Below are 14394 nucleotides of genomic sequence, written 5' to 3'. Positions count from 1 at the left end.
TGTTGCGGGCGCAGCGGGCAAAGCAGGCTGGATGATGCGAGACTAGCAGATCAACGGTAACGAAACCGCTAAATGTCCAAACGTAATTAATGTCGAATACGGCTGGAACTCGCCCGGCAACTCTACGTTGGCGCCGGTTTTTGCCGTTGCGGCGGGTGAATTGGGGCAAGATGGATATGGATTCCGGCTTCGCCCACTTCACCGTGCCAGGCGAGGCGTTCGGCTTGCTGCCTGGTGCCAAAACGCAGTGAAACCCAACCGCCTTGCCCCGGCATGTCACCGCCGGCGCGGATATCGAGCGCGGCATCAGGAAAGCGGATGGCCAATAGCGCCTCGTCGCCGCGCAATACCGTGACGGTGTTTTCATGCCGGTCGGTATGGAGGCCGGCGGCCAGTTGGAAGACGATCTCGGACTGATGCTTGCCGCTGAGCAGTTGGTCGGTGATGAGGATGCCATCGGCCTGGCGCGCCAAAGTGCGCTGATGCATGACGCCGAAGCGGCTTCTATAGCCGTCGTGCCGGCCACACAGCCTCCAGTGCGTTCCAGGCTCGCTGTCCACCAGCGTCGCAACTGCCTTGTGCGACCAGTTGAAATTCCCAGCGATGGTGCTTTGGTTTTTACCCTCGATGTTCAGCGTGTTGTGCGCCGGCGTGGAGCGGAACCAGTCGCGCCATGCGCCTCCCGAACCGTAGAGCCAGGTGCCCGGATCGACCAGCACCGGCTCACCGTCGATGCACAGGGTGAGCGACAGCGCGTCGGCATGGCCGTGCGCCGCTATCGAGAGATAGCCGAGCGGCCCATGGTCGAACGTCAGTTCGACATCGCGGCCATTCATTGCTCCGCGCCAGACGGAGAGCCCACCTCGCGCGAATGTCTGCAAGCCATGCACCGCCGGTGCCGGGCCCGACGGCGCACCAAAGAAAAGCGAACGAAAGTCGTCGGGCCCCGGCGCGTTGCCCGGCGTCCCCAGTAAGCTTTGGATGGCGGCCGCGACGGATCGGATATAGTTCGGCTCGTCCCCCAGCTTCAGCACGCGGCCCTCATCGTCGTCGCCGAAGCGGGCGGCTTTCAGTGGCAGCCAGCCGACGAAATTGGCGAAGGCACCCAGACGCGCTTCGACAGCGTGGGGAAACGGCGTTCCCGCCTGGCGTGCCGCGGCGGCGCACAGCAAGATGAGTTCGGCGCTGAAGGCTGCGTAGGTCGGCGTTTGCTCGGCACCGGCGCCGTCGGCGAGTATCTGCTTGTGCGTCTCATTCAGGAGGGCGCCGTGGGCGATTTCGGATTCGGCCCCGAGCGCCAGGCCGACCAGATATTCGCCAGCCAATTCTGCGACGAGATGGTTGTTGGCGGAGGAATATCGCGATGGAAACCGCGGCAGCCAATAGGCGCTTGCCGCGAGTATCTCACCGGCTTTCCGCAGGGTCGTCGGGTCAAGCCGGTCGCCAACGAGGTCCAGGGTGACGATCAGGCTGATGGCTCGCAGCGCTACCTCGATGCCGGACGCCCAGCCAATGCCTCGGAACGGCGGATTGGCGGAATGCCAACTGCCGATTGCCACCTCAATGGCCCTCCGGGACCGATTGTCCTCGCTGAGGAGCAGGTGTGCAGCCAGTGGCGGCAATTGCTGCAGCCGGTTGATTTCCCAGACATATTTTATATCGCCAAGGTCGCCGCCATGGCGAAAATCGATGTCGAAAGTATGAGCCTCGGAGCCAGGCCAAAGCCTGCCGGTCACCGGATCAAGACGCCAAAGCTCAGCAGGAAACAAAACATCGGGCTCGCGCTTTGGCCATGTCCGCCCGAGTGCCGAAAACCGGCCCTGAAGCGTCTCTTGCGCGGCCGCCGCTATGGCTTGCCGTTGAGCGTCGGTCGCTGCCAGCACAGCGTGGCGAAATCCCGGCAGCACCGGGTGCAACTGCGGCGATGGATAGCGCTCCCACCCATCATCGCGGCGGCGCGACGCGATCCTTCGACGTTGCTCGCTCAGCCGGTGCAACACCTCGGCCGGTCCCATGCTGCGCAATCGGTTGATGTACCAGCCGATTCTCATGCACGCCCCGTCAACGTTTCGGTCCTTGTATACCATGCCGTCGAAAAGCTGCGCGCCGGCAATCTTCTTTCCCGTTCGTTGCGGTTAATATCTCCGGCACCATGCGGAGAGAGCGATGAGAAAAGCGGTGTGTGTTGTTGCCTGGGTGCTCGCCTTGGTTATGGCGGCCGAGGCAGCGCCCATCCCTCTCAAGCGCGGCGTTGGCGTGCATGAGTGGCTCAACTGGTCGCCGGTGGAGAAAGACGGAACCTACGTTTGGCCGCCCTATCGCAGCGAAAAGGAGTGGCTTGCGGGAAGCAGGCCGTTCACCGATTGGCCGGCCGGGGAGGTGTTTGCCCACATCCGATCGATGGGCTTCGACTTCGTCCGGCTGAGCGTCGATCCCGGCCCTCTGCTTGCCAGCGGGGGCGCCAGGCGGCAGCAGGCGCTGGACATACTTGCCGCCGCCGTCGAGCGGATCACGTCGACCGGCCTCAAGGTGGTTTTCGACCTGCATGGCGTCACTCAGGTTCCGGACTACAGCATGGAGATGATCTACGGCGGCGCCGACAGCGAGGGCGTCGCCGGCTACCGCCAGATGGTTGTGGCGGTCGCCGCCATGCTGGTCAAGATAGGCACCGACAAAGTCGCCCTCGAACCTTACAACGAGCCAGCATATTACCCTTGCGATCCAAGCGGCAGCGATGACTGGCAGCGGATCATGGCGGGGACCGTCCACGACATTCGAGCGGTCAGCAGCGAACTCACCATCGTTGCGACCGGCGCCTGCGGCGGCAGCATTGCCGGACTGGTCAACCTCAGCCCCGGCTTTGATGACCCAAACCTCTATTACAGCTTCCATATGTATGAGCCGCACAGCTTCACCCACCAGCGGCCCGACGACACAAACAGCTTTGTTTCGGGACTTCCCTGGCCTGCCGACAGCAGTACACCCGAAGTGGTGACCGAAACCCTTAGGGCGCGGATGGAAGCTGCCGGCTTGAGCAGGGTCGAGCAGATGATGAACATGGCCACCGCGCGCGAAGCAGTAGCGAAATATTTCGAGCAGAACTGGGGGCAGAGCCAACTCGAGACGAGCTTTCGTCAGGCCGTCGACTGGGCTGAAGGCCATGGCATTCCAAGCCGGCGGCTCTTCATGGGCGAATTCGGCGCTATCCTCATGTCAGCGGACGGCCGCATGGGCGCCTTCGAGGCCGACCGTTCGCGCTATCTCAAGGCGGTGCGCCGAGAGGCCGAACGCTTCGCGATCCCATGGTCTGTCTGGGAGTTCTCCAATCGCTATGGGATGAGCCTCATCCGGCCCGATGGCCCCCCGGTGCCCGACCCGGAGATGCTGCAGGCACTGGGCCTGCCCTAATTGCCGTCAGTTCTCGTCGCGGATGAGCAGCCGTCAACTTCGATCCTCTCAACGCCAGGTTGGATCGAGAACGGCCTGTGGCAGTTTTCCCTCGCGGCTCGATCTGTTAGCCACGAAGTGTTTAATACATTTGTTGTACTGGAGTGAGGAATACGCGCGCCTAGGGGGAACAATGTGTGGAATTGCCGGGTGGATCGGCCGAAGGGCCGAGAATCCACAAGAGCGGGCCGCCAGAATGTCAAATGCATTGCGGCATCGCGGTCCCGATGCCGAAGGCATCGAGTTCTTGGACTTGAATACTGGCGAGGAACAATTGGCATTGGTCCATCGCCGCCTGGCGATTATTGACTTAGCGCCAGAGTCAAATCAGCCGATGCATATCGAGGACGGCCATCTCAGAATAACTTTCAACGGCGAAATATACAACTATATCGAGCTGCGCCAGGAACTGATCGGCCTCGGTCATCATTTTCGAACGCGCTCCGATACCGAGGTGCTGCTCAGAGCTTATGATCAGTGGCACTTGTCCATGTTCGAACGGTTGAGCGGCATGTTCGCTTTTGCGCTCTGGGATGCTCAGAGGCACGAATTGATCCTCGCCCGTGATCCGTTCGGCAAAAAGCCCCTTTACCTCATGCAGAGCGAAAAACTGCTGTCCTTTGCCTCAGAGATCAACGCGTTGTTGTCATCGCAGCCAAATGCGCAGCAACTCGATTTGGACGCTGTGCACGAGTACCTGCGCTGGCGTTACGTGCCTGGACCGCGCACGCTTTTTAAACAAATCCGCAAGCTCAACCCCGGAAGCTATGCCGTTTGGTCGCAAGGGACTGTGACGGAAACGCGCTATTATACGCCTCCAGATCAAACGGACCTGACCGAGGACATCGACCACGAAACCGCCAAGCGACGATTTCTGGAACTGCTCGACCATTCCGTCGAGATCAGAATGCGCAGCGATGCACCTTTCGGCGCCTTTCTCTCCGGAGGCCTCGACTCGTCAGCAATCGTCGCCCTGATGACCAAGCACAGCGACAAGCCCATCCGCACATTTTCGGTCGGTTTCAGCGAACCGGCCTATAGTGAACTTCCATTCGCCCGACGCGTCGCCGATCATTTCAAGACCGATCATTGCGAACTGGTCATAGAAGCGGACGACCTGATTGACCACCTGCCGAAGTTGATTCGCCATCTGGGGGCGCCCGTTTCACAAAGTTCGGACATTCCGATTTACCTGATGTCGGAGCGAGCCTCACAGGACGTCAAGATGGTGCTCACAGGTGAAGGGGCAGACGAGGTTCTCGGCGGGTATCCCAAACATCGCGCAGAGTCACTGGCTGGAATCTACCGGTCGCTCGTTCCAGCCTTGCTCCACAACAACCTCCTCGCCCCTTTGATACGTGCCATGCCTGGCGCATCGGCCAAGTTCGATACATTTGCCCGAAGCGCGGGTGAAAGGGACTTTGCCACCCGGATGATCTCCTGGTTTGGAGCCATGACAGAGCAGGAACACAGTCGCCTCATCGGTGCGCCGGCCAATTGCCGCAATGGACGCAACAACTTACCGTTTTCCTCAAGCGCGACAGCATCCCATCTTCGCCGCGCGCTATTTTTCGATCAGACATCGTGGTTGCCCGACAATCTCCTGGAACGAGGCGACCGGATGATGATGGCCGGTTCAATCGAAGGAAGAATGCCGTTCCTCGATCGCGATCTGGTTGCGTTCGTCAGCAAATTGCCCGATCGCTACAAGGTGGGTTGGCGGAAGGGTAAGCTGATCTTGCGCAGCAGCATGGCCAACATACTTCCGGAGGAAATTCTCAACCGCCGCAAGATCGGATTCAAGGTGCCCGTCGCCGATTGGTTTCGGGGGTCGATGAGGAACTACGTGCACGACCACCTTTGCTCGCCTAACTCCGTCATTCGCAGCTATTTGAGCCCGAAACAGCTTGATCAAATCGTCTCGGAACACACCACGGGTGCCGCAGACCACGAAAAGCTGATATGGGCGCTGTTGAATTTGGAGATATTCCACCGCGAATTCGGGCTTGAGGCGCCGCCGCGATCATCAGCCTCAGCGCTTGACCGGTTGACGGCTTGACGCCGCCGACCGCCAGACATCGCAGATTGCGCCGACAAACGGGGCGAGTTCAAGCCGTTCCCGATGCACGGCCATGGCACCGGCACCAAGCCTCGCCCTCAGTGCTGGGCTCTCCACGAGGCGGCCCAGCGCGTCGGTCAACGCAGTAACATCGCCTGGCGGCACCAGCAGCCCGGATTGCCCGTCGGTAATTATGTCTTCGACCGCGCCAACCGGGGTTGCCACCACCGCCAAACCGGCTGCCATGCCTTCGATCACCGACATAGGCAGGTTTTCGGCGAAGGAGGGAAGAACCAGAATATCCGCGAAAGAGATCAGCGACGCGACATCGTCGGGTCCCACCCAACCCGGAAAGGCGATCCGGTCTGCGATCCCCAGCCCGGCCGATTTTGCCCGTGCCGCATCGATTTCGCCATCGCCGGCAATCGTGGCGCGCCAGTTCTTGACGGGGTTCATGCGATGCAGCGCGTCCAACAATTGCGGTACGCCCTTGCGGTCGCCGATACGACCCAGGAACAGGATATGCACGTGGCCGCCGCCACCGACATGCGCCAGCGACGGGACTTCGGTCGCATTGGGCACGATCACGATATTGCCGGCAGCGCCTGGCGCCCGGTTGGCGACGAAATCGCGCCAAAGCCTGCCCAAAACGATCACCCGATCGGCATGCTCGAACAGAGCTTTGATACGGCGGCTTATGAACCCGTGATCGTCTTTCCAGAATGTCTGATACTGCGCCCCGTGCAAATGCAGGACATAGGGTATCGACAGCAGCCGTGCGCAGGCGGCGATCACCATCTTGCGATAGGTGCTGCCGGAGACTGAGATGTTGATATGAACGACATCGGCGCGTCCAGCCAGACGCGCTTTAAGCATCCGCAAGCAAAAGCCGAGCATATAGAAGATCGAAAGTCCGACATGCCCCGAGCCACGACTGGCAAGGAAGCGCACATCGATGTCGGTGACTTCTTGCCGTTCGAACTCCTGCTTCAGCGCCCCCATGATGCGGTCGATGCCGCCCTGGCCCGAAACGCCCGACGGCGTCGCGACCAGGACATGTATTTTTCGATCGGATATGAGGCGCTGCAACATGGTACTCTAAATAACACAGACCGGGTAACTGCAAAGCAAACGTTCCCGATAAGGTTTACGGCAAATCTTTTAGTTCAAACTGAATCTGTTCACCCTTCGCCGTCATCGCGCTGGATTTTCCGCCAATCGGCGGCTAGTCGAAGGTGAATTTTCCAGGGACACGCCTTTGCTGCTCCGTTCCACGCTCATTTATGCTCCGGCGATCCTGCTGACGCGAATCTCGGCGTTGCTCCTGCTGGTCGTCGTGACGCGTTTGATCGACCAGACCGAGTATGGCCTGCTCACTCTGGTGGTGACCGTCGGCGAAATGACCGACATTGCCGTCACCAACTGGCTGCGCATCGCGTTGCTCAGGCTTGGCGGCAAGGGCGAAGTCAGCCGCGGCAGCCTGATGCTGGCCGGGCAGGTGTTGCTTGCCACCACGGCACTGGCGCTGGTCATATCGGTAGGCGCGTCGGCGGTGGTCGTGCCGGAACGCTGGGTCGAGTTCGCGATCGCGGTCTGCGGCTATCTCGTCGCCGGATCCATCAGCCGCTTCGCGTTGACGGTGCTGCAGATGCAGCAGCGCCACTCGGTCTATTCGATGCTCGAAGCCCTGCGTGCCCTGCTGCAACTCGCGCTGCCGATCGGCGCCATCCTTATCTTCCAGGATAGCTTTCTGACGGTATCGCTCGGCTCGAGCCTCGGCGCCTTGATTGCCGGCATCGTGGCGGGCATCATGGCATCCCGACGCGTCGTTACCGGTCCGCCGCGCTTCACCCACAGAGACTTCTTTGCGCTCGGTGTGCCGCTGATCATCATGGCGCTGGTTGGCTTCGGGCTCAACAGCGCGGAGCGTCTGTTCCTCAAGTTCTATTACGATGCCAGCGCTGTGGCGATCTTCGCCGCAGCCTATGCGCTGGCCCGCCAACCGATCGACATGGTCGCTAACGCCATCAACATGGGCGCCTTTCCCGAGGTGGTCAGCCGGTTCGACGAGGACGGGCCCGCCGCATCGGGTCGGTTGCTATCGCAGTTGATGGCCTTGATGATGCGGCTTTGCCTGCCGATTGCAGCTATGCTGGTCGCGCTCAGCAGCGATATCACTGAGCTCATGCTGCCCTCGCAATATCACGGCCGCTTCGGCCTGCTGTTTCCGATCATCGCCTTCAGCGTGCTGTGTGCCAACCTCACCAGCTTCGTCTATGGCGTCGTGGTGCACGCGCACAAACGGCCGTGGCTGCTGATCATCGCCAATCTCTTCGGCTCGGCGGCAACAATCGCATTGTCTCTGCTATTGATCCCTTCGATGGCGGAGATCGGCGCCGCTTTGGCGCTTGCGGGCGGCTCGGTGGTGGGCTCCATAACCTGCATCATCATCAGCGAACGGCTCACGCCGGTGCCGGTGCCGTGGCGCGACATTGGCGTTTCGGCAATCATCTCGCTCAGCACAGGGGTGGCCGCCAAGCTTGCCAGCATGGTGGCCGGCGATGTGCCGGCAATCTTCTCGCTCATCGCCGGCGGCACCGCCGGAGCTGCGGTTTTCTTCGGGCTGACCTCGCTATTCCACCCTGTGGCAGCGACGCAATTCCTCGCCCAGCTGCGGGCGCGGCTACGGATCGCGTAGGCGCATAAGCGATCTGTAAGCGGGTATTTCCGAGGCTTACAACACATGGTGTACCTTGCCGGAGACGGGCTCTTGCATACCGGACATTCAATCTCCGGGTGTTCGGGTCATGAGAGGGGGCGCCATAGTGGTCCGCACGTCGCGCTCGGCGGAAAAACGGACGATTGAAAAGCTGCAATCATCGGCATTTAGTCGAACCCGGCTTTTTTTCCAAGTCTGAGGGGGCAGCGTGATTTCCCGATCCAAGAAGGTTGAACAATTTCGCGTTCTTCATAAATCCGGCTGCTTCCTGATCCCAAACCCATGGGACGTAGCCGGCGCGCGAATGATGGCTGGTCCGGGTTTTAGGGCGCTTGCGACAACATCTTCGGGTTACGCCTTCTTGAAGGGAAAGAAGGACGGAGCAAAGGAAGTCGGCCGCGACGAAAGCTTGGCATATGCCGCCGAGATCGCCGCCTCGACGACCGTGCCGGTCACTGCCGATTTGGAAGATTGTTATGAAGACACACCAGAAGGCGTGGCTGAAACCGTCCGGCTTGCCGCCGAAGCGGGATTGGCTGGACTTTCGATCGAAGATCGACAACCAAAGCCTGGCCAGCCAATACGCGATTTTGATGCTGCGGTGGCACGTGTAGCGGCGGCGGTTGCAGCTGCTCGAAAATACGACATCGTGCTCACCGCCCGCGCCGATGGGGTGGGTAAAGGCGTGTATGGTCTCGACGAGGCGATTCGCCGCCTAAAGGCCTTCGAAGGTTCTTGGCGCTGAGGTGCTGTATGCGCCGGGTGTCCCGGATCTGGCGTCTCTCGAGCAGATTTGCAGCTCTGTCAGCGTGCCGGTCAATCATGTCCTCGGCCAAGGTGTTTCCGGTCTCACGTTTGAGCAGATTGCCGGGGCGGGCGTACGGCGGATAAGCGTGGGCGGGTCACTTGCGCGCGCGGCTGGCGGAGCACCAATGAAAATAGTCCAGGAGATCGCAATGGGGAACTATGCGGCGTTGGAAAGCGCTCCGGCCTGGAACAGCCTTCGCGATCCTAAACCCGTAATCTAAGTCCGAAAGGGTGACGCGCCCCCGGCTGCAACATGCCGCAAGGCGGGCGCTTACCTTGATATTTGAGAGGCCATGATTCGGAGACCGGCATCTACGATCGTGACACTCAGATAACCCAATGTTAAGCGCCGTTTTCCAAGTCACGGCCTTAGTCTCGGGAGTTCGAACGTCGCTCCCACGGCCAACGCCTGTTTTATGGGTGAACGCGAACCTATAAACCGGCGTTTCGGCGCCAGCGACGCTCCCAGAACTCCCGGCACAGCAGCCCGGCATAGGCAGTGTTGGTGTCGTAGTAGCGGCGCCACAAGCGTCGCGGCTCCTGGACCACGCGGAACAGCCACTCCAGGCCGGCTGCTTGTATCAGCCTCGGCGCACGGGCAACCTTGCCGCCATAGACATCGAAACTGCCGCCCACGCCCATCACGAAGCTTGCGGCGAGTTCGTCGCGGTAGCGCTTGAGAAATCGCTCCTTACGCGGTGTCGGCATGGCCACCAGCAGGCAGTCGGCGCCCGACGCGTTGATCGCCGCGACGATCCCGGCCTCATCCTCCGGCTTGAAATAGCCGTTGCGCATCCCCGCTATGACCAGGCTCGGATGGTCCTTGGCAAGTCTCGCTACAACCGCGTCGAGAACGTGCTGTTCGGCCCCCAGCAGATAGGGCCTGAACCCACGCTTCGCGCAGAGGCTCAGCAGATTGATCATGATGTCGACGCCCGCCACCCGCTCGGGCAGCGCGACGCCACACAGACGTGCGCCCCAAAGCACGCCGATCCCGTCGACATTGACCACGTCCGCCCCTGCAACATCCTCGCGCAGTTCGGCATTCTGGCGCATGGTCACCAGCTTGGCGACATTCACGACCACATGATGCAGCGGCCGCCGCACGGTCATCGCCTCGTCGGCGATGGCCAGCGTCTCGGCCATGGTCAGCGCATGGATCGGTGCGCCAAGGAACTCCCGGCGCCGTGATGCCAACAGGGAATGCTGCGCCCAAGCCGGGTCGTGCGCGTTCATGCAGCCTGCTCCCTTGCGAGCGTCACTTGTGCGACTTCTGGTTTCTTGCCTTCGATACGGGCGTCGGGCTTGCGTGCCTTGCGCCAGGTCCATAGGCCCCTTGTATCGACGAGCTTCTTGTCCTTGAGCGCTTCGGGGTCGACCAGATTGAACTGCCGATGGTCGACCAGGAGGACGACGATATCGGACTTGTCGATGGCCGAAAGTGCGTCGGTGAACACGATGCCCCTGCCCTCGAGTTCCTGCGGCAGCGCATTTGTGTTGGGTTCAGCCGCAATGATCTTCACATTGGGGTTATCGGACAGAAGCTTCACCACCTCGACGGCCGGGCTCTCGCGCAAATCGTCGATATTGGCTTTGAAGCTGAGGCCAAGACAGGCGATCGTTTGCTTGCGGGAGGGGTCGAGCAAAGCCTCGATATCCCTGACCACCGACATGGGCCGCTCGGAATTGATCCGGCGTGCGGAAGCCATCAGCCGCGTGCTGTTGGGTGCGGCGTCGATGATAAAATATGGATCGACCGCAATGCAGTGACCGCCAACGCCCGGGCTCGGCTGGAGGATGTTCACGCGAGGGTGCCGATTGGCGAGATCGATCACTTCCCAGACATTGAGCGACAGGTCCTGACACACTGCGGCAAGCTCATTGGCGAAGGCGATGTTGACGTCGCGGAACGCGTTCTCGGTAAGTTTCACCAGCTCAGCGCTTTCGGCCGTCGTCATGAACAGGTCGCCGGTGACGAAGGTTGAATAGAGTGCCGCGGTCCGTTCCGACGATTTGCGGGACAATCCGCCGATCGAGCGATCGTTATTGATCAGCTCGGTCAGCACCTTTCCCGGCAGCACGCGCTCGGGCGAATAGGCGACCAGCACATCGGCGTCTTCGTCATGCAGGACAGGAAATTTGAGGTCAGGCCGCAACTCGGCAAGCAGCCCGTTCATGATGCGTGTCGTGCCGACCGGCGATGTCGATTCCAACACCACAAGGTCTCCCCGCTTCAGCACCGGGGCGATGCTTCGTGCCGCCGCCAGTACGTAGGTCACGTCCGGCCTATGGTCGTGGGTCATCGGGGTCGGCACGGCGATGATATACGCATCCGCCGGCTGCGGCGTGCTGTAGGCCTTGAGCTTGCCGTTCGCCACGACCTTCTGGATCAGGCCGTCAAGGTCCGGCTCGACGATGTGGATTTCGCCGCGATTGACTTTCTCGACGACCGCTCCGTTCACATCGACGCCAATGACGTCGAGCCCTCGGCTGGCGAAAATGGCGCAGGTCGGCAGGCCGATATAGCCCATGCCGATTACGGAAACGGTTTTGATTTCAGCCATGATGCAGCAGTTCCTCAACAATCCGGTTACTGGCCCGGCCATCGCCATATGGGTTGTGTCGTTCCGCCATGCCGCGATAGGCAGCCTGATCGTCGAGCAGGCGATTGGCGTTGAACAGGATTTTCTCGACATCGGTGCCGACGAGGCGGGCGGTGCCGGCCACGATCCCCTCGGGTCGCTCGGTATTCTCGCGCATCACCAGCACCGGCTTGCCGAGCGAAGGCGCTTCTTCCTGCACGCCGCCGCTATCGGTAAGCACCAGATAGCTCTGCTTCTGCAGATACAGGAACGGCAGATAGTCCTGCGGCTCGACCAGATGGATGTTCGGCACGCCTTCCAGCTCTGCGTTGACCACCGAGCGCACATTGGGGTTTGGATGGACAGGGTAGACGATCTGCACGTCTCCGCGCGCCGCCAATCCTTTCAACGCCGTACAGATGCGCTGGATGCCGCCGTCGAAATTCTCGCGGCGATGGCCGGTGACGAGGATCATTTTCTTCGTAGAGTCGAGGAAGGGGAAACGGGCGGCGAGCTTCGCGTTCATCAACCTGTCGGCATCGATCGCGCTTGAAAAATGCAACAGCGTGTCGATCACGGTGTTACCGGTCACGAAGATAGTGCTTTCGGCTTTTCCTTCGGCGATGAGGTTGTCGCGCGCCTGAACGGTCGGCGCAAAATGCCAGGTGGCGATGTCGCCGGCAATCTTGCGATTCAGTTCTTCAGGAAACGGCGAGTTGATGTTGTGGCTGCGCAATCCTGCTTCGACATGAGCGACCGGGATGCGCTTGTAGAAGGCAGCCAGAGCCGCGGCCATCGCCGTGGTGGTGTCGCCCTGTACCATGACGATATCGGGCTTCGCCTTGTCCAGCACCTCGGCCATGCCCAAGAGCACGCGCGAGGTCACGTCGAACAGCGACTGGCCGGGTTGCATGATGTTGAGATCGTGATGCACCGGCAGGCCGGTCAGTTCGACAACCTGGTCGACCATCTCGCGATGCTGGGCGGTGATGCATATTTCGGTGATGAAGCCTGGATGAGCAAGGGCGGCGCGCGCCACCGGAAAGCATTTGAGCGCCTCCGGCCTCGTGCCGAACACGATCAGCAGTTTCCGCCTGGACGGCAGTTTTGGACGTGAAAGGACGTTCATTGCTGATCCTGGCCGCCTGCAGCACTCGAAACATGCCGACTATTGTCCGCAACAGCCATAATAGCGCCGGAAAACGCCTTCGTGATCTCAATTCTTAATATATGATTAACAACCAAGGCCGCGTTCTCCCGGGTTAACTCTTGTGAAAGGTCGGGCTGACAAATAGTCTATGGCAGTAGTCTTGAAAAAGAATATATTGGATTGACTAATATTTTAATCATCGGCCACGCCGACGCATCCCGGCGCTGGGAAAATGAGCTTCTGGTGCGGTTGAGCGCGGCTGGACACGTTGTCTCGAGTTGCCGCGCGCCGACGCCTGAAGCCAACGCGCGCGGGATGGATAATGTGCTGGCGCTCGAGGGCCGGCGCTTCGGCCCCTCACTGGCAAGCCGTTCCGAGCCGTTGCCGTCCGGCGATACCGGCCCCGCCGACCTTATAGTCGATCTCACCGCTACCGCCGCACGACGGGGCACGCCTGTCCTGACGCTCGAATTTTGTGGCCGCAGCAGCTTTGCCGCAGGCATGACCGAGATACTGGCGAGCGGGCGGCTACCCGAACTCACCGCCCGCCTCGACGGCGTTGCCATCGCCAGGGCGCGGCCGATGATCAGCGATCGGCTCTGGCTGTCCCGCAGCAGCAACGAGCTACTCGCCGGCGCCATCTCCCTGATTGCCCAATGTGTCGCCCGCTTTTCCACGGGCAAACTTGCGCCGATTGCCGAGAGCCCGGCGCCACCCCTGCAGAAAGGCGGATTTATCCGGCACTATCTGCCCTTTTTCGGCAGGGGATTGGTCGACCGTGCCGTGCAAAAACTGCGACGTGGCCGGCGCCCCTTCTATTGGCAGGTTGCTTACCGGCTGATCGACGGTCCAGGCGTCGCCGAAACCGGACAGCTGGATGGCAAGCCGTTCACCGTGCTTGCCGATGACGGGCAGCGATTCTACGCCGATCCGTTCGTTCTCGAACGCGACGGCCGCCACTATCTTTTTGTCGAGGAGTTCCCCTACGCCACCGGCCGCGGCGTGATTTCCGTCGCTGAACTTGGCGACGACGGCGTTTTCGGCGTGCCGAGGTTGGTGCTGGAGGAAGCGCATCACCTGTCATATCCGCAGGTGTTCGCCCACTCCGGCGAAATTTTCATGATTCCTGAAAGCGCTACGGCACGCGAACTGGTGCTCTACCGTGCCGTGCAGTTTCCGGATCGCTGGGTACGCGATACGGTGCTGATCGCGGACAGGGATTTCAACGACGCCACGCTGCTAGAATCCGACGGCCGCTTCTGGTTGCTGGGGACGGAGCGGTTCGGTCACGGCAGCGCGTCGGACACGATGACCGTCTATTCCGCCACGGCGCTGCGTGGGCCTTGGGTAGCGCATGCGCTCAATCCCGTCGCCGTCGATCACTCGGCCACTCGGCCGGGCGGCGCTTTCATCCGTCAGGGCGACGCCTTGCTGCTGCCGGTGCAAAACGGCTCGAGAGCCTATGGCGGTGGCCTGGGGTTGATGCGGCTGGATCGGCTTAATGATTTCGACGTCCGTTTTGAACTGCCCCGCCCAATCGATCCGGGGCCGGCATGGGCGCGGGCGGGTATCCACACGCTCAATCGCGCCGGCGATGTCGAGGTCGTGGATAGCGCCGGCTGACCGGATC

11 protein-coding genes are annotated in these 14394 nt (G+C 61.0%); 6 read left to right on the top strand and 5 right to left on the bottom strand.

Annotation, left to right across the window (positions count from 1 at the left end; genetic code table 11):
• Positions 1-122: 122 nt before the first annotated feature.
• On the bottom strand, positions 123-2051 hold the full coding sequence (locus NKH05_RS14195) for a heparinase II/III family protein (RefSeq protein WP_031194489.1): 1929 nt from the start codon (positions 2049-2051) through the stop codon (positions 123-125).
• Between the two features lie 115 nt (positions 2052-2166).
• Between NKH05_RS14195 and NKH05_RS14190 the strand changes: the two genes are divergently transcribed.
• Positions 2167-3408 (top strand): glycoside hydrolase family 5 protein, encoded by a 1242-nt coding sequence (locus tag NKH05_RS14190; RefSeq protein WP_353025581.1) that lies wholly within the window; start codon positions 2167-2169, stop codon positions 3406-3408.
• A gap of 172 nt (positions 3409-3580) precedes the next feature.
• Complete coding sequence (asnB, locus tag NKH05_RS14185) at positions 3581-5506, top strand: asparagine synthase (glutamine-hydrolyzing) (RefSeq protein WP_353025580.1); 1926 nt, start codon at positions 3581-3583, stop codon at positions 5504-5506.
• Here the strand turns inward: asnB and NKH05_RS14180 are convergent.
• Positions 5480-6598 carry a glycosyltransferase family 4 protein gene (locus NKH05_RS14180; protein ID WP_352844703.1) on the bottom strand — a complete coding sequence of 373 codons (1119 nt, stop codon included), beginning with the start codon at positions 6596-6598 and terminating at the stop codon, positions 5480-5482. The genes asnB and NKH05_RS14180 overlap by 27 nt on opposite strands.
• Before the next feature lie 166 nt (positions 6599-6764).
• On the opposite strand from NKH05_RS14180, the gene NKH05_RS14175 reads away from it, so the two are divergent.
• From NKH05_RS14175 to NKH05_RS14165, 3 genes are all read left to right on the top strand, one after another.
• On the top strand, positions 6765-8204 hold the full coding sequence (locus tag NKH05_RS14175; RefSeq protein WP_023720692.1) for a lipopolysaccharide biosynthesis protein: 1440 nt from the start codon (positions 6765-6767) through the stop codon (positions 8202-8204).
• Positions 8205-8433: 229 nt separating this feature from the next.
• A complete protein-coding gene (locus NKH05_RS14170; protein ID WP_353025578.1) occupies positions 8434-8970 on the top strand; it encodes an isocitrate lyase/phosphoenolpyruvate mutase family protein in 537 nt (178 codons plus the stop codon).
• Position 8971: 1 nt separating this feature from the next.
• Positions 8972-9253, top strand: coding sequence for an isocitrate lyase/phosphoenolpyruvate mutase family protein (locus tag NKH05_RS14165; RefSeq protein WP_352855756.1), 282 nt, complete (start codon positions 8972-8974; stop codon positions 9251-9253).
• 211 nt (positions 9254-9464) lie between these two features.
• Here NKH05_RS14165 and NKH05_RS14160 read toward each other — a convergent pair whose 3' ends face one another.
• From NKH05_RS14160 to wecB, 3 genes are read right to left on the bottom strand one after another with little or no spacing between them, the layout of a single operon-like run.
• Positions 9465-10268, bottom strand: coding sequence for a WecB/TagA/CpsF family glycosyltransferase (locus NKH05_RS14160; RefSeq protein ID WP_023720694.1), 804 nt, complete (start codon positions 10266-10268; stop codon positions 9465-9467).
• A complete protein-coding gene (gene wecC / locus NKH05_RS14155; RefSeq protein WP_352484049.1) occupies positions 10265-11596 on the bottom strand; it encodes a UDP-N-acetyl-D-mannosamine dehydrogenase in 1332 nt (443 codons plus the stop codon). The genes NKH05_RS14160 and wecC overlap by 4 nt, the downstream gene beginning before the upstream one ends.
• Positions 11589-12743, bottom strand: coding sequence for a non-hydrolyzing UDP-N-acetylglucosamine 2-epimerase (gene wecB / locus NKH05_RS14150; protein ID WP_023720696.1), 1155 nt, complete (start codon positions 12741-12743; stop codon positions 11589-11591). The genes wecC and wecB overlap by 8 nt, the downstream gene beginning before the upstream one ends.
• A gap of 336 nt (positions 12744-13079) precedes the next feature.
• On the opposite strand from wecB, the gene NKH05_RS14145 reads away from it, so the two are divergent.
• The gene (locus NKH05_RS14145) at positions 13080-14387 is read left to right on the top strand and encodes a glucosamine inositolphosphorylceramide transferase family protein (protein WP_352494486.1); all 1308 of its coding nucleotides are present in this window, start codon (positions 13080-13082) and stop codon (positions 14385-14387) included.
• The last annotated feature ends 7 nt before the right edge of the window (positions 14388-14394 follow it).

Source organism: Mesorhizobium sp. M1399 (assembly GCF_040317735.1).
In the GTDB taxonomy this organism is placed as follows: domain Bacteria; phylum Pseudomonadota; class Alphaproteobacteria; order Rhizobiales; family Rhizobiaceae; genus Mesorhizobium.
This window is presented reverse-complemented; position numbering and strand designations above follow the sequence as displayed.